The organism is Bradyrhizobium sp. CCBAU 53415, assembly GCF_028128735.1.
Taxonomy (GTDB): domain Bacteria; phylum Pseudomonadota; class Alphaproteobacteria; order Rhizobiales; family Xanthobacteraceae; genus Bradyrhizobium.
The window spans coordinates 1,431,080-1,446,000 of record NZ_LBJF01000027.1; the positions used below are offsets into that span (position 1 = coordinate 1,431,080).

Genomic DNA, 14,921 nt, shown 5'->3' on the forward strand with positions numbered 1-14,921 from the left:
CGTTTGCAGGACAGGCCCCGCGGCGTGAGCCGCGGGGCCTTTGTTTTCACGATATCGTTCCTTCCCGGCATGCTTTGTCGCAGGGGAACTGTGACCTCAATTACAAAGTGTCTTCCCTCCGGGGACTACCGTGCAGCCGCTGTTTCACCCACTGGAGGGAAGAATGACGCAAGCTGCAAACCTGAATCCAAGACACGGGAAAGCCGGACGCCAGCCGACCAGAGCCGGCTTGAAACTGCCCAGCGCCAATGCAGACCCCGGCTTGTTCGGCCGGATGTTCGACCTGCCGGCATTCACGGCGCCGGAGGCCGCGCTGCAGGCGCTTGCCACCGCGATGAAGGACGCCAGTCCGGACGATGTGACCGGTGACAATTCCAACATTCCGTCGGGCTTTACCTATCTCGGCCAATTCGTCGATCACGACATCACGCTCGATCTCACCTCGCTCGCCGAGAAGCAGGAGGATCCCAACGCCACCACCAACTTCCGCACGCCGAGGCTGGATCTGGACAGCATTTACGGTCTGGGACCGGATGGCAGCCCCCAACTCTACGCTCGCGACACCAACAACATCACACAGCCCGGGCCGAAGTTCCTGCTCGGCAAGACAGCGCCCACGCCGCGCGCGGCCGGCGTCTTTCCGAATGATCTGACGAGGAATTCGGAAGGGCGAGCCCTGATCGGCGACCACCGCAATGACGAGAATCTGCTGGTCGCACAGACGCACCTTGCGTTCCTGAAATTCCACAACAAGGTCGTCGACATGCTCGCGGCCGGTCCCAGCGCGCCGGCGCCCGACAAGCTCTTCTCTGAAGCACGAAAGCTGGTGACTTGGCACTATCAATGGATGGTGCTGCACGATTTCGTCGAGCGTCTGACGGAGAAGGGCATCGTCGCCAGGATTCTGCACGAGGGCCGGAAGTTCTATCGATTCCAGAAGGTGCCCTATATGCCGGTCGAGTTCTCGGCGGCCGCCTACCGGCTCGGACACAGCATGGTTCGCGAAACATACAGCCACAACCGTGTGTTCACGCAGCCCGGCGGCTTCACTGCGGCGACCCTCAGCCTCGAGTTCTTCTTCTCCGGGCTCTCCGGCCGCATCCTGGGCGAAATCGCCGGTACCACTCCCAACGCACCCAATTCCCCGCCCAACGTCAGCACCTTGCCCACGGATTGGATCATCGACTGGAGCCGCTTTTACGAATTCGATCCTGCGATTCCGCCGACGCCGAACTTCCTGTTCAACCATTCGCGCAAGATCGATCCATTCCTCATTCCGAAATTGCACGATCTCCCGGGTGGCGGCGGCAGCCTTCCGTTCCGCAACCTGCAGCGCGGAGTCAATCTCGGATTGCCGTCGGGGCAGGACGTGGCTCGTGCGATGGGGATTCCAGTGCTCAAGCCAGCGGAGATCGCAACCGGTACGGACGGCGCCGTTGCGGCCGCCCAGGGCTTCGATCGAAAGACGCCGCTCTGGTACTACATCCTCAAGGAGGCCCAGGTGAAGACCGGCGGTCTTCGGCTCGGTCCGGTCGGCGCGCGTATCGTGGCCGAGGTGTTCATTGGCATCGTCGCTGGCGATAACCAATCCTATCTCAGCCAGCAGAACTGGAAACCGACGCTGCCGGCGAAGACTCCGGGCACTTTCCTGATGAGCGATCTCTTGCGCTTCGTCGGAGAGATCAGTCCGATCGACGGGGTCACGACCGGATAGCAGTCGCTCAAGTCCCGGATGCCGCGGGCGGCATCCGGGATACGAGAACTATTGCACGTCCATCTGCAGCCCTTCCTTCTGGATGATGCCGGCGAACTTCTTCGTCTCGGCGTCCAAGAAGGCCGCAAATTGCTGCGGGGTGCCGTAGTCGGCGCGGGCGCCCATGGCCGCGATCTGCTTCTTGATCTCCTCGCGCTCCAGCATCGCCTTGACCTGGAGATTGAGCGCGTTGAGCACCTCGGGTGAGACCCCCTTCGGCAGGAACACCGAGAACCAGGACGAGACGTCGAAATTGGCCAGCTCCGGCGCGCTCTCTCGCATCGTCGGCAGGTTCGGCGCGAGGTCGCTACGCTCGGTCGTGGTGACGCAGAGACCGTTGAGTGTGCCGTTCTGCACCTGAGGCAGGCTCGGATAGAGATTGTCGAACAGGATCTGGATGTCGCCGGCGAGGGCCGCCTGGAGTGCGGGTCCGGCGCCGCGGAACGGGATGTGCGTCATCTTCAGGCCGGTGAGCTGGAGAAACCAGGCGCCGGTGAGGTGAGGGCTCTGGCCGACGCCCGAGGAGGCGTAGCTGAGCTTGTCCGGATTGGCCTTGAGATAGGCGATCAGCTCGGGGATCGACTTGATGCCGGTCTTCGGATGCGCCGAGACGATGTTCGGGATCCGGATCATGTTCGAGACCGGCTGCAGCTGGTCGGGCTTGTAGGTGAGATTCTTGAAGATGCTGTAGGCGATCGCGTTCGGACCGGGATTGCCGATCAGGATGGTGTGTCCATCAGGCTTGGCGCGAACCACCTCGGCAGTCCCGATGGTGCCGCCGCCGCCCGAGCGGTTTTCCACCACCGCCGATTGTCCCCAGGCGGTTTGCAGATGCGCGGCCAGAAGCCGGCCCATCACGTCGGTCGAGCCGCCGGCCGCAGCCGGCACGACGAGGCGAACGTTTTCGGTGGGCTTCCAGTCGGCGAGGCTCGATCGCGGCAGTATGGCTGCAGCCGAAAGGCCGGCAGCACCGGTGAGCACGCGACGGCGGGACAACAAAGGCTTAGGCACGAATCCACTCCCTGCTTCTTTCTTTGCAGGGACCGTACGGAACCGATCGTGTGACCGCAAGTCGCATGCGACGACAAGTGGCGCGCGCAGAGCGGCACGACGCCGCAGCTCAGAGCCATTTGCCTTCCGACGGAATTGGAAGGGCGTTGTACGCATTTTCTTTTGCGCAAGCCGCTATCGAATCCGCGCGAAAGCGCTCTGGAGTCTCAGTTGAAGCTGAGCAGCTTGAACAGCGGCGCGAGGTAGCTCATCTCCTGGCCCGAGGTCGGCGTGGTGCGGCTGATGAAGTCGAAGATCTTGCCGTCCTGGAGGCCGTAATTCGCAAGCCGGCGCACGCGCCGGCTCTTGTCGAAATAGATCGCGATCACGCGCTGGTCGACCACCTTCTGGTTCATGAAGGCGACCGGGCGCTCCGAGCGCTGCGAGATGTAATAGAAGACCTCGCCGTCGAGGGTCGCGACCGTGGAGGGCGTGCCCATCACGATCAGCACCTGGTCCTGGCTTGCGCCGATCGGAATCTGCTCGAGCGCGCCGGGCGGCAGGATGTAACCCTTCTGGAATTGCTCGCCCGTGCAGCCCGCAAGTGCCGCGCCGACGACGGCCGCGGCGGCGAGCATGCGCAAGCCGCGCCAGCATGCGTGAAGGCCGCGCCGCTTACCTGCGCGCAGGCTGGTCTGCTTGGTTGTGGTCATAGCGGAACTGATTCCGTCCCCTTGCGTCGCGCGAGGCGCTGAAGTACCGGGCTGGGCGTCTGAATGCAACACGCGCGCGCCCGCTTGCGGAAACCACAATGCTTTGGCCGTTCAACCACTTCAGGAAACCCCGACTAACCCCGCCGGGCACCATTGAAGCCATCTATGGCATGATCGTGACGCAGGCGCGAGAACCCATATTTTACCGGGGCTTGGGCGTGCCCGACACGGTTAACGGGCGTTTCGACCTATTGCTGCTGCATCTCTGGCTGCTGCTGCGCCGCCTGCGCACGGTCCAAAGCGCCACGGAGCTGTCCCAAGCGCTGTTCGACCGCTTCTGCGAGGACATGGACGACAATCTGCGCGAGATGGGGGTCGGCGACCAGACCGTGCCGAAGCGGATGCGGGCCTTCGGCGAGGCGTTCTACGGTCGCGTCCAGGCCTATGACCAGGCCATGGAGGCCGGCGGCGAGGCGCTGGCATCGGCGATCTGCAAGAATATCTTGAATGGGACCGGCTTCGATCAGGCGCAGCGGCTTGCGGCCTATGCCTGGGCCAGCGAGGCCGATCTTGGCCGGACCGACGAGGGCGCGCTGTTGCGCGCTTCCTTCAAGTTTCCTCCAGCGCTCCCTGAGGATGTCACGCCATGACCCGACCGAATGCCGGATCCCAGCCCGATCCCTGGCGGGTGCCCGTCATCGTTGCGCAGATCCCCGATGCCGGCCTGCATCGCGAGCTCGAGGCATCAGCGGCCGAGCGGCAGGCCATGGCGGAGGTCGCAGGCCTCCGCGAGATCCTGTCCGCCCGGGCCGAGTTCGACGTGGTGCCCAAGAGCGGCGGCCGGGTTCAGGTCACCGGCACCGTCCGGGCCAGGGTCGGCCAGACCTGCGTGGTCACGCTGGATCCGATCGAGAGCGAGATCGAGGAGGAGGTGGACCTGATGTTCGCCCCCGAGGCCGAGGCGCGCCGCCTGGCCGATCTGATCGAGGAGGGGCAGGACGAGGAGGGGCCGCCTGAGGTCGCCGATCCTCCGGAGCCGATCCTTGGTGGCATCATCGACCTCGGCCGGCTCGCCACCGATGCCCTGTTCCTGGCGATCGATCCCTATCCGCGCAAGGAGGGGGCCGTGTTCGAGGCGGAGGTCACCGCCCCCGATCCGGAGGACCATCCATTCGCGGCGTTGAAGGCGCTGCAGGACAACAAGAAGGGCCGGTAGCGGGCCTTCCACGGCAGATCGCCTTGCAAGGGCGTGCGAGGCATTTCCCGGGATGGTTTCAAGGCGGTCTCTATCCGACTGATTTCAATATGTTTCTTGCAAATTTCGCGCTTCGCGGCAAGATCGCCCTGAATGCAAAAGGCTGGGGGCAAGAGGTTGTTTCGGGGTAACAAAACGCTATTGTCGCGCCCCGGTCCGGGTGCGGCGTGGCGCTTGGCCGTTCGTCATGTCCATGGCGAACCCATTTTGCAGCCCCGCTAGCTCAAGACCGCACCAGACCAGGTTTCCAGGACTTTCATGCCAAGCAAGGTTCGCATCGCGCTGGACGCCATGGGGGGCGATGTCGGCCCCGCCGTGGTCATTCCGGGCGCAGCCATCTCGCTTGGCAGGCATCGCGATACCGAGTTCCTGCTGGTCGGCGACCGCGCCAGGATCGAGCCCGAGCTCGAGAAACACCCGAAGCTGAAAGCCGCCTCCAGAATTGTCCATACCGACGTCGCCGTCAGCATGGAGGACAAGCCGAGCCAGGCGCTGCGGCACGGCCGCAAGACCTCCTCGATGTGGCTCGCGATCGATGCGGTCAAGAAGGCCGAGGCGGATGTCGCAATCTCCGCCGGCAATACCGGCGCGCTGATGGCGATGGCGCGCTTCCACCTGCGGACGCTGCCGGGCATCGACCGCCCGGCGATCTCGGCGATCTGGCCGACCATGCGCGGCGAGTCCGTCGTGCTCGATCTCGGCGCCACCCTCGGCGGCGATGCCCACCATCTGGTGTCGATGGCGGTGATGGGCGCGGCCAAGGCGAGCGTGCTGTTCAACAAGAAGCGGCCGACGGTCGGGCTGCTCAACATCGGCGCCGAGGAGATCAAGGGCCACGAGGAGATCCGCGAGGCCAGCGAGATCCTGCGGGCGAGAAACCTGCCGGAGCTCGACTATATCGGCTTCGTCGAGGGCGACGGAATCGGCAAGGGATTGGCCGACGTCATCGTGACCGAGGGCTTCAGCGGCAACATCGCGCTCAAGGCTGCCGAGGGAACCGCGCGCCAGATGGCGGAATTGCTCCGTAACGAGATGCAGCGGAGCTGGCTCTCCAAGCTCGGCTACGTCTTCGCCCGCAGCGCCTTCCAGGCCCTGCGCGACAAGATGGACCCCAACAAGTCGAATGGCGGCGTGCTGCTGGGACTGAGGGGGGTGGTGGTGAAGAGCCATGGCGGAACCAACGCCGAAGGCTTTGCCTATGCGATCGATGTTGGCTATGAGATGGCTCACTACGATCTCCTGAACAAGATCAATCAGATGCTCAACCGCGAGGGTGGTGCACTCAGTTCCGTGCAGGCCGCGCAGGAGGCTGTTTCGTGACTCAAATTCGTTCGGTCGTGCTCGGCTGCGGCTCGTATCTGCCGGAGCAGGTGGTGACCAACGCCCAATTGGCGGCGCGCATCGACACCTCCGACGAGTGGATCGTGCAGCGCACCGGCATTCGCGAGCGGCACATCGCGGCCGAGGGCGAGTTCACCTCGCACTTGGCGATCAAGGCGGCGCAGGCCGCGCTCCGCGATGCCGGCCTGGACGCGCAGGCGATCGACCTGATCGTGCTGGCGACCTCGACACCGGACAACACCTTCCCGGCGACCGCCGTCGCCGTGCAGCACGGGCTCGGCATCAATCATGGCGCGGCCTTCGACCTCCAGGCGGTGTGCTCGGGCTTCGTGTTCGCGCTCGCCACCGCCGATAATTTCCTGCGCACGGGTGCCTTCAAGCGCGCGCTGGTGATCGGCGCCGAGACCTTCTCGCGCATCCTCGACTGGAACGACCGCGGCACCTGCGTGCTGTTCGGCGACGGCGCCGGCGCCGTGGTGCTGGAGGCGCAGGAGCAGCCGGGCAATGCCACGACCGACCGCGGCGTCGTGACCACGCACCTGCGCTCCGACGGCCGCCACAAGGCAAAGCTGTACGTCGACGGCGGCCCGTCCTCGACCCAGACCGTCGGCCATCTGCGCATGGAAGGCCGCGAGGTCTTCAAGCATGCGGTCGGCATGATCACCGACGTGATCGTCGACGCCTTCCAGGCGACCGGGCTCAATGCCGACAGCATCGACTGGTTCGTGCCGCACCAGGCCAACAAGCGAATCATCGACGCCTCCGCCCACAAGCTTCACATCGCGCCGGAAAAGGTGGTGCTGACGGTGGACCGTCACGGCAATACCTCCGCTGCCTCGATCCCGCTGGCGCTGGCGGTGGCGCGCAGGGACGGCCGCATCAAGAAGGGCGACCTGGTTCTGCTGGAGGCGATGGGCGGCGGCTTCACCTGGGGCTCGGCGCTGGTGCGCTGGTAAGCCACAGTCGATCGAATTCTGCCCGAATCAGCACCGATTATCGATGCGTCGGCATTGATGAGCGCTGTTGACCGTCGTATCGTAACCTCATAATTTCAGACAACAATTGTTCGCCGTGATGTGGGGCAGGGCGATGACCGATCAAAGTAAAACCGTAACGCGTGTTGATCTCTGTGAAGCCGTCTACCAGAAGGTAGGCCTGTCGCGGACGGAATCGTCCGCCTTCGTGGAACTCGTGCTGAAGGAGATCACCGACTGCCTGGAGAAGGGCGAGACGGTGAAATTGTCCTCTTTCGGGTCGTTCATGGTCCGCAAGAAGGGTCAGCGCATCGGCCGTAACCCGAAGACCGGCACCGAGGTGCCGATCTCGCCGCGCCGGGTCATGGTGTTCAAGCCGTCGGCGATCCTGAAGCAGCGGATCAACGGCCAGCACCGCGCCAACGGCGACGCCAGCAAGGCTCCACAAGAGGCGTAACGCCTCTCGCAAAGGATTTGGCATTTGGACAAGGCGCCGGATGCGTTCCGAACCATCAGCGAAGTAGCGCAGGAACTCGACATTCCGCAGCACGTGCTGCGGTTCTGGGAGACCCGGTTCTCCCAGATCAAGCCGATGAAGCGCAGCGGCGGCCGCCGCTATTACCGCCCCGACGACGTCGACCTGCTCAAGGGCATCCGCCGGCTGCTCTACGGCGAGGGCTACACCATCCGCGGCGTGCAGCGGATCCTGAAAGAGCACGGCGTCAAATCGGTGCAGGGCCTCGCCGACAGCGCGGCCGCGGTCTCGTTCGGGGCCATCGAGGACGCCATCGGCGCGAGCCTGATGGAGCCCGAGGACGAGGCGCCCATCAAGGGCGTCACCGACACCGACGATGACGACTACCAGGGCGACGAAGAGGAAGGCATCGACTTCCGCTTCACGGAGGTCGACGACGAGGAGATCCTCACCACCTTCCGCAAGGGCGGCGCCACTGCTGCGCCCGCCGGCCCCAGCGCGCTGGACCGGGAACGTCTCGGCCGGGCACTCGCCGACCTCGTGGCCTGCCGGGAAATGCTGGATCAGGCGCTGAAGGACGGGTAGGGGCGGTATCAGGCCGGCCTTGCGGGCAGTTCCGGGCGCTTAGGGCGGATACACCAAAATGCTGCGGCCTCGCCTTGCGCAACGCGGCGATCCTAGCTAATGGAACGGCATTCGGAGCGTGGCGCAGCCCGGTTAGCGCACTAGTCTGGGAGACTAGGGGTCGGAGGTTCAAATCCTCTCGCTCCGACCATTTTTTCCAACATTTGTCGGGTGGATGAACGTCGGCGTGGAGCCTGCTCCCGCCGGACGCGTGCGCGACGGCCGGTGGCGGGGGGCTGCTGCGGTGGTCGGTCACTCAAAATGCCGAAAACAACCCCATGCACAGTAGCGAAGTCATTGACAGAATGATGTTTTTCTGAATGGATTTGACGGGCCGGACAAGCCGGGGACATGATGTCATCATGCCTGGGTAGAGAAAGTAGCTCCTGCAACTGCTCCGGCGCGTTGCTTCACAAGGATTGAGCGCGCGAAGTCTGGAGCGGAGTTGTCTTCTATGCTCTGTCTCAGCTTTCCAACGTTAGTATGGCGTCAGTTTGAAGCAGGTTCTGTGGCAACCCCGATATCCGGTCTCGGACGGGGGCACACAGGGTTGGCTGCGCGCGTACGATGCTCAGGTATCGAACACCACTTTTGGTTCGCTAATGTCGTTTTTTAGATATACGCCGCTGGCGCCATTGATGGACGTCTACGTTGATGACCGGAAGAGTGATCTGCTCACGGTAGAGCGTCACATACCCGACGTAGGCCATTTCAAAATAGCTGTCGTCGGAAGACCTTCACATCCCGCCTTGATTAGGACTGAACTCGTTGGTGCCGACAAGGAAGGCTTCAATGAAGTGCAAGCATGGGAGGAAGCGCGTTTAGTCGAGCATCTGCTTTCTGTGTATCGCCTGACTACCGACCAGCAGATTGAATACCTTTGGTTGGGACATGGCCGAATCTGGCTCGATACCGAGGGCAACCAAGATGAAACGAAGCCGAGGTTCTCGGCCACAATATCGCCTATCTCGGACTCTGACTATGAACGAGAGATGAAGAACGCGAGGTTGCTATTTGAAAGAACGATTGATCATCAGCCTCTCTTCAAACTACTGAGCGACTCCCAGCAACCGCACCTGCCGATCTCGTATCGGTATCTCTCTATTTACAAGGCGCTTGAGCTTGAGTTCAAGGTTGGAAAAAAATGGCCGACGCTCGGCGAGCTTCTGGCGCGCTTTGAGGATGAGTATCGTGCATTAAACATCTCCAACCGAACATTGGAAAACTATATTCATGAGGTTCGCGACCTCTGTGCGCATATCAAACTCGACAACAGCGACACTGGTCGCGGTATTACCGGCCTAGAAAGTGCCGAATATCCGCGCGTTGAGAGGCTCTTTTACTTGCTGAAGAACATCGCCTTTCAGCATCTCACGACTAAGTTTCCGGTTACAGTGAATCATCCTCCCGATAGTGCAGATGTAAGCGAAAGTCGCGTCACGGCGCCGGAGGTTAAAGCCCGTTTGGAGGGCCAGCGCAAACTTGATAAGGCCGCCAAGCTTCACCAGACCGCGCTTGTTTGGGAGCAAGAGGCGCGGGGCAAAGACGAGGCTGTCTCAAAGGCCTGTCTCGAGTTTGCGCGACAGGCACGTTTCTTGGCTGGCCTCTTTACCGTTCGCGGTGTCGTCTAGGCTATCCTGGTCGCGCGCATCGTGCGTCGGATCTCCTCATAGTTCATTGCGCATCCAGCTTGGCAACGGCGAGGTCGGGCCAAGATGTCTTCTCCTGCGCTATGAAGCTTAACCTGTTCTGCGGCTCAGCCTCGGGCACTATTCTGTCTACCTCAAATATCCCACCACCAACCGCGTCGTCTCGTCCACCAGCACCTTCACCGTCTTCTCCGACAGCATCTCGGCGCCGTTCAGCACCGTGTTGTGCGCGACCGCCTCGATCGCGCTGACGCAAATGAACGTCGCTAGTCCCGGGTCGACCTTGCGCATCTCCTTGCGGCGGCTTTCGAGATAGGCGCGCACTAACGCGTGGACTTCGCGGTTGAAGGCTTCGACGTCTTTGAGCTGGCCGGTGCGGGGGATCTGCTCGGCAAGCACCCGATGCAGTTTCGGGTTGATGCGGTGGGCTTCGATTGCGACGGTGACGAGTTTTCGTACGGCTTTCTCGATCGGGAGGTCGGCGACCTCCGTGAGCGCCGTGCGGACGATGGCCATGATCTCCTCGTTGTGACGGTCGATCACGGCGGCGACGAGGGCCTCCTTGCTCGGAAAGTATTGATAGAGCGAGCCGACGCTGACGCCGGCGATCTCGGCGATGCGGTTGGTGCTGGCCTTCTCAAAGCCTTCCTTGACCAGAATGCGAGCAGTTGCCTCGACCAGCGCGTCCACCATGGCGCGGGATCGCTCCTGCGAGGCGTTTTTCCGAGGTGTTGTGGGCGGTTTGCGGACCACGGTCTTGTGATCTGAATGCGAGTAGGAAAAGCGAGTGAATGCTCGCATTATATCGGCGCGCGGCGGTGGGTCGGCAAGCCTCTTGGTCGCCGCATCGAAAAGAGCCGGATGGGGATGTGGCGATGAGCGTTGCAAGACTTGTGTCGGCCTTTCAGCTCTGCCCGGGCGGCTGTGTGTTCGGCACGCGGGCGCCGCGCGATCCCGCGCCGAGCTTGCACAGCCGCGCCTTCAACCTGCTGCTCGGGCTGCTTCCGTACAAGCGGCAACTTGCGTCCGCCGAGGCGGTGCAGGCACACGTGCAGAAGCTCGCCTTGCGGCCGGCATCGTTCGAACCGACGGGGCTCGGCCGCGATGTCGAGGCGACGCTGACGAAGATGGGCGGATGGCCGGTCTATTACACCGCGCCGTCGTCAGGACACGAAGGCTGCAACTACGTCATGTTCCTGCATGGCGGCGGCTTCATCAACGAGATCGTGCCGGCGCATTGGCGCTTCATTGGCCAGATGACGCGCAAGGCGCGCATCTCGTGCGTCGTGCCGATCTATCCGCTGGCGCCGCGCGCGACCGCGAAGGACGTCGTGCCGGCGACGGGCGAGCTGCTGCGCATGCTGCTGGAAGACGCAGGCGACGCAAAGGTCACGGTGGTCGGCAATTCGGCCGGCGCGGGGCTCGCGCTCGCCGCGTGTCAGTGGCTGCGCGATCGCGGCCATCGGCAGCCGGCGCGACTGGTGCTGATCTCGCCCGCGGCCGATGCGTCGGTCAGCCGGCCGGAGCAGGTTGCGATCGCCAAGCGCGATCCGATCCAGGACATTCCGGGGATCGTGGAAGCGGGGCGGCTCTATGCCGGCGAGCTCGATATCGGTCATCCCTTCGTCAGCCCGCTCAACGGCACCTTCCGTTTCCTGGCGCCGATGACGATATTCGCAGGGACTCGCGATCTGCTCTACCCCGACAGCGTCGATCTGGCGGAGCGGGCGAGGGCGGTGGGCGTGCCGGTGGAGTTGCACCTGCTGCGCGACCAGCCGCACAACTATGCGCTGATGCCGACGCCGGAGGGACGGCGCGCGCGGGCGATGATCTTGCGGGCGGTGACTTAGCGGGCGGTGACTTAGCGGATGTGACCGTTGTCACAGGACGCGCCGTCGCATCGGACTGGCGCTTGCTGGGCCCGTCGGAGGCGGCCTCCGGGGCGTTTCCTCGATCCGTCGTGTCCGGATCAGTCGTTTTGCGGGGCCTTAGGCGTGCCCCTTGATCTCGTAGTGACCCGGGACGCATTTGTAGCGCTCGAGGCGCCAATTGGCGTGATAGATCGGATGTTCGCCCATCCACTTCGCAAGGGGTGCCTGTGCGCCGACCGCGCACTGCATCATCGAGATCTCGGGCGTCATGTTGCTGTCGGTCACGATTTCCTCGACGCAACTGCCTGAGCTGGCTGCGCTAAGCCGGCAGAGCACGGCAACGACGGTCACGAACATTCCTGTCACCTCATCGGTTGTTTCTGACCACGATGAGGATGCAAGCGGAGTGCCAGAGCCTGTGACACGCAAACAACACGCGCTGGCCTGGCCGACTCGATCCAGCGTCCACCCCCATTTGGCGATTCGGATTGTAAAAAGATTGCGCTTCACCCGAAGCCGGACAAATACGGGAACCGCGGTAAATAATGAGCCCGCGCCGCCGGCGCGCCTTGCAACGGTGCTTCCCTGCGAAGACGGAGCAAGCGCCTCGTCCTTCGAGACGACCGCTTTCAGCGGTCTCCTCAGGATGAGGCTAAGCGCATCGGTGCTCGTTGAAACGGCGGCCGCGCACTCCGCCCTCATCCTGAGGGCCCGCCAACGGCGGGCGTCTCGAAGGTGCGCCACGGGCGAAGCTGCCTCACCCGTACGGACCGCGACCGCACCGGAGCGACCATAGTCCGCGCGCCGAAATAATGCCGAACATGGTATCGCCGATCCGCTTTTACCTGCGGATGCGGCGCTGCTACAGTTTCGCGCGCGCCCCGCCGAGCGGCGCGGTGACGAAGAAACATACCGACAAGGGGAGGGACCGAAGTCCCATGAGAGATTTTGCTGGAAAGATCGCGGTCATCACCGGCGGCGGCACGGGAATGGGGCGCGAGCTCGCGCGGCAGCTCGTTGCCGAAGGCTGCAACGTCGCGATGTGCGACGTCTCGGAAGCGGCGATGGCCGAGACCAGGCGGCTGTGCGAGGTCGAGAAACTGCCGCAGGGGCTGCGCGTCACGACGCATGTCGCCGATGTCGCGATCGAGGATCATCTGAAGCGGTTTCGTGACGAGCTCGCCGAGCAGCACAAGACGGACAGGATCCATCTTCTGTTCAACAATGCCGGCATCGGCGGCGGCGGCAGCCTGTTCACCAACACGCGCGAGCAGTGGGAGCGCACCTTCAACATCTGCTGGGGCGGCGTCTATCTCGGCGTACGCACCTTCCTGCCGATGCTGGTGGCGGCGGACGAGGCCCACATCGTCAACACCGCCAGCGTCAACGGCTTCTGGGCCTCGATCGGCATGAACCAGGCGCACACGGCTTACAGCTCGGCCAAGTTCGCCGTGAAGGGATTTACCGAAGCGCTGATCAACGACCTCCGCCTGCACGCCCCGCACGTCAAATGCTCGGTGGTGATGCCCGGTCACATCGGCACCTCGATCGTCTCCAATTCGCGCAAGGTGCAGAGCGCGGACGGTTCGGAGCGACTCAACGCCGACGAGGTCGCGCTGACCCGCAAGCGCATGGTCGCGGCCGGCGTGCCGGATGCCGACGGGATGTCGGACGAGGACATCCAGGCGGTGTTCGCCGAGCGCGCCCGCAGCTTCCTGGAGGATGCGCCGACGACGGCGGCAGAGGCGGCGAAGATCATTCTCGACGGGGTCAGGGCGGAGCGCTGGCGCATTCTCGTCGGCGAGGACGCCAAGCGCCTCGACGAACGCGTTCGTGCTACGCCGGAGCAGGCTTATGAACGTTCCTTCTACGAAAGCTTCACGCAGGAGGTCGGCTGGCGGCTTGGTTGAGACCGCCTCCAAGGCGGGCGAAAATATGGATATGATGATCGTCATGGCAAGGGATCCGCAAGCAATATCGCGTGCCATCTCCTGCCAATGATCGCCCGCTCCATGACCCATCGGAATGTCACGCATGTGACGTGACGATGTTCAAGCGATGGTGATCTGAAACGCCTCCCACCGGGCGCGCGGCCGCTTGGTTGGCGAAGTGAAATGGTTTAATCATCAGGGGGTAACGCGATGATAGAGCGTAGCTCCCGATGATACCCGCATGCCTCTCCGACGACTGGACCCTTTGCCCGGAACGAGAGGATATTTCCGCTGAGTTCACGCGGCTGCTCACTGCGGCCCAGGAGGGGGGCGCCACGATCGCGGAATGCCTCATGATCGCGCGGCAGCTGAGGCGCGGCGACGACCGGTCCTGGCATCGCGAGTGGAAGAGGCTGGCACAGACCAATCGGCAGCGCGCCGAGGTCGCGTTCGCGGAGGGCCATCTGGCGAGCGCGCAGCGCAACTGGCTGCGCGCGATGAACTACTATGGTGCCGCGGCGATGCCGCTCGCCCCGGCGGACGAGCGCCGCTGGGTTGCGGTGCTGGCGATGCAGGACTGCGCCCGCCGCTACCTGGCCGCGCGCAGCCCGGCCGGCGAAGTGGTGACGATACCCTGGCTCGATGGGCATTCGCTGCAGGGCTACTTCCTTCCTGCGCCGTCAGCCAGCGGGCGGGCTCCGACCGTGATCTGCATCGGCGAGCCCGGCCACCGCAAGGAGGAGTTCCTGTTCAAGCTGGTGCCGCATGCGCGCGAGCGCGGCTTCTCGTTGCTGGCGCTCGACCTGTTCGGCGAACAGCGCGACGACTATCTCGACGCGCTGTTGCGGCGCCGGGATCTCGAGAGCGCGATCCCCGGCGTCATGGATTATCTGGAGACGCGCGGTGACGTCGACTTCGCGCGGGTCGGGATCATCGCCGACGGCTGGGGCTCGTCCTTCGTGGCGCGCGCGGTGCTGCAGGAGCCGCGGCTCGCCGCCGCCGTCTGCGACGGCGGCCTGTGGGACCTGCACGAGCGGGCCTTCTTTGCCAGCCGATTCGCGATGAGCGACGTCAGCATCGTCCCGGTGCCGCATGCGCCGCTGATGGCCTCCAGCGCCGACTGTCCGGTGCTGATCACGCTCGGCGAGGACGGCTGGCTCAAGGCCGATCGGGTGCGTCAGCTGGTCCAGAGCTCCCGGCTCGGCAGTTCGGATGTCATGCTGAAGGTGTTCACCGCGGCGGAGACGGGCGCGGCGCAGGCCCATGCGGACAATCCGAGCCTCGCCAACGAATATATCTTCGACTGGCTCGAATCGCGGCTCGGCGCCGCCGGGCGAATCTAGCT

The 14,921-nt window shown here is 63.7% G+C and carries 15 protein-coding genes and 1 tRNA gene; 12 read left to right on the plus strand and 4 right to left on the minus strand.

What is annotated here, in order from left to right:
- Positions 1 to 229 precede the first annotated feature (229 nt).
- Complete coding sequence (locus XH87_RS34880; RefSeq protein ID WP_271590695.1) at positions 230 to 1,714, plus strand: peroxidase family protein; 1,485 nt, start codon at positions 230 to 232, stop codon at positions 1,712 to 1,714.
- Between the two features lie 48 nt (positions 1,715 to 1,762).
- Here the strand turns inward: XH87_RS34880 and XH87_RS34885 are convergent, their stop codons facing one another.
- Together XH87_RS34885 and XH87_RS34890 are read right to left on the minus strand one after the other, a co-directional pair.
- A complete protein-coding gene (locus tag XH87_RS34885) occupies positions 1,763 to 2,764 on the minus strand; it encodes a Bug family tripartite tricarboxylate transporter substrate binding protein (protein WP_035712811.1) in 1,002 nt (333 codons plus the stop codon).
- Between the two features lie 206 nt (positions 2,765 to 2,970).
- Positions 2,971 to 3,456, minus strand: a complete 486-nt coding sequence (locus XH87_RS34890; protein WP_271590696.1) for an outer membrane protein assembly factor BamE — start codon at positions 3,454 to 3,456, stop codon at positions 2,971 to 2,973.
- A 98-nt stretch (positions 3,457 to 3,554) separates the two neighbouring features.
- On the opposite strand from XH87_RS34890, the gene XH87_RS34895 reads away from it, so the two are divergent.
- From XH87_RS34895 to XH87_RS34930, 8 genes are all read left to right on the plus strand, one after another.
- The gene (locus tag XH87_RS34895; protein ID WP_271590697.1) at positions 3,555 to 4,106 is read left to right on the plus strand and encodes a ubiquinol-cytochrome C chaperone family protein; all 552 of its coding nucleotides are present in this window, start codon (positions 3,555 to 3,557) and stop codon (positions 4,104 to 4,106) included.
- Positions 4,103 to 4,672 carry a YceD family protein gene (locus XH87_RS34900; protein ID WP_271590698.1) on the plus strand — a complete coding sequence of 190 codons (570 nt, stop codon included), beginning with the start codon at positions 4,103 to 4,105 and terminating at the stop codon, positions 4,670 to 4,672. The genes XH87_RS34895 and XH87_RS34900 overlap by 4 nt, the downstream gene beginning before the upstream one ends.
- A gap of 297 nt (positions 4,673 to 4,969) precedes the next feature.
- On the plus strand, positions 4,970 to 6,031 hold the full coding sequence (plsX, locus tag XH87_RS34905) for a phosphate acyltransferase PlsX (RefSeq protein WP_035712818.1): 1,062 nt from the start codon (positions 4,970 to 4,972) through the stop codon (positions 6,029 to 6,031).
- Positions 6,028 to 7,008, plus strand: coding sequence for a beta-ketoacyl-ACP synthase III (locus XH87_RS34910; RefSeq protein ID WP_271590699.1), 981 nt, complete (start codon positions 6,028 to 6,030; stop codon positions 7,006 to 7,008). The genes plsX and XH87_RS34910 overlap by 4 nt, the downstream gene beginning before the upstream one ends.
- Before the next feature lie 133 nt (positions 7,009 to 7,141).
- Entirely contained in the window at positions 7,142 to 7,483 is a 342-nt protein-coding gene (locus XH87_RS34915; RefSeq protein ID WP_026202294.1) for an integration host factor subunit alpha, read from the plus strand.
- A 24-nt stretch (positions 7,484 to 7,507) separates the two neighbouring features.
- A complete protein-coding gene (locus XH87_RS34920) occupies positions 7,508 to 8,086 on the plus strand; it encodes a MerR family transcriptional regulator (protein WP_271590700.1) in 579 nt (192 codons plus the stop codon).
- 112 nt (positions 8,087 to 8,198) lie between these two features.
- Positions 8,199 to 8,276 (plus strand) — tRNA-Pro (locus XH87_RS34925).
- A 487-nt stretch (positions 8,277 to 8,763) separates the two neighbouring features.
- Complete coding sequence (locus tag XH87_RS34930; protein ID WP_271590701.1) at positions 8,764 to 9,756, plus strand: hypothetical protein; 993 nt, start codon at positions 8,764 to 8,766, stop codon at positions 9,754 to 9,756.
- Between the two features lie 147 nt (positions 9,757 to 9,903).
- Here the strand turns inward: XH87_RS34930 and XH87_RS34935 are convergent, their stop codons facing one another.
- Positions 9,904 to 10,467 carry a TetR/AcrR family transcriptional regulator gene (locus XH87_RS34935; RefSeq protein WP_271590702.1) on the minus strand — a complete coding sequence of 188 codons (564 nt, stop codon included), beginning with the start codon at positions 10,465 to 10,467 and terminating at the stop codon, positions 9,904 to 9,906.
- 182 nt (positions 10,468 to 10,649) lie between these two features.
- Here XH87_RS34935 and XH87_RS34940 point away from each other — a divergent pair, with 182 nt between their 5' ends.
- Entirely contained in the window at positions 10,650 to 11,624 is a 975-nt protein-coding gene (locus tag XH87_RS34940; protein WP_271590703.1) for an alpha/beta hydrolase fold domain-containing protein, read from the plus strand.
- 138 nt (positions 11,625 to 11,762) lie between these two features.
- Here the strand turns inward: XH87_RS34940 and XH87_RS34945 are convergent, their stop codons facing one another.
- The gene (locus XH87_RS34945) at positions 11,763 to 12,002 is read right to left on the minus strand and encodes a hypothetical protein (RefSeq protein WP_015685698.1); all 240 of its coding nucleotides are present in this window, start codon (positions 12,000 to 12,002) and stop codon (positions 11,763 to 11,765) included.
- Positions 12,003 to 12,583: 581 nt separating this feature from the next.
- On the opposite strand from XH87_RS34945, the gene XH87_RS34950 reads away from it, so the two are divergent.
- Positions 12,584 to 13,555: an SDR family NAD(P)-dependent oxidoreductase gene (locus XH87_RS34950; RefSeq protein WP_271590704.1), complete on the plus strand. Its 972-nt coding sequence runs from the start codon at positions 12,584 to 12,586 to the stop codon at positions 13,553 to 13,555.
- Positions 13,556 to 13,806: 251 nt separating this feature from the next.
- The gene (locus tag XH87_RS34955) at positions 13,807 to 14,919 is read left to right on the plus strand and encodes an alpha/beta hydrolase family protein (RefSeq protein ID WP_271590705.1); all 1,113 of its coding nucleotides are present in this window, start codon (positions 13,807 to 13,809) and stop codon (positions 14,917 to 14,919) included.
- Positions 14,920 to 14,921: the final 2 nt, after the last annotated feature.

Excerpts from the sequence above, each read along its gene's own strand:
- XH87_RS34890 (WP_271590696.1), bottom strand. The coding sequence starts at position 3,456 with ATGACCACAACCAAGCAGACCAGCCTGCGCGCAGGTAAGCGGCGCGGC.
- XH87_RS34895 (WP_271590697.1), top strand. The coding sequence starts at position 3,555 with ATGCTTTGGCCGTTCAACCACTTCAGGAAACCCCGACTAACCCCGCCG.
- XH87_RS34900 (WP_271590698.1), top strand. The coding sequence starts at position 4,103 with ATGACCCGACCGAATGCCGGATCCCAGCCCGATCCCTGGCGGGTGCCC.
- plsX (WP_035712818.1), top strand. The coding sequence starts at position 4,970 with ATGCCAAGCAAGGTTCGCATCGCGCTGGACGCCATGGGGGGCGATGTC.
- XH87_RS34915 (WP_026202294.1), top strand. The coding sequence starts at position 7,142 with ATGACCGATCAAAGTAAAACCGTAACGCGTGTTGATCTCTGTGAAGCC.
- XH87_RS34930 (WP_271590701.1), top strand. The coding sequence starts at position 8,764 with ATGGACGTCTACGTTGATGACCGGAAGAGTGATCTGCTCACGGTAGAG.
- XH87_RS34935 (WP_271590702.1), bottom strand. The coding sequence starts at position 10,467 with ATGGTGGACGCGCTGGTCGAGGCAACTGCTCGCATTCTGGTCAAGGAA.
- XH87_RS34940 (WP_271590703.1), top strand. The coding sequence starts at position 10,650 with ATGAGCGTTGCAAGACTTGTGTCGGCCTTTCAGCTCTGCCCGGGCGGC.
- XH87_RS34945 (WP_015685698.1), bottom strand. The coding sequence starts at position 12,002 with ATGTTCGTGACCGTCGTTGCCGTGCTCTGCCGGCTTAGCGCAGCCAGC.
- XH87_RS34950 (WP_271590704.1), top strand. The coding sequence starts at position 12,584 with ATGAGAGATTTTGCTGGAAAGATCGCGGTCATCACCGGCGGCGGCACG.
- XH87_RS34955 (WP_271590705.1), top strand. The coding sequence starts at position 13,807 with ATGATACCCGCATGCCTCTCCGACGACTGGACCCTTTGCCCGGAACGA.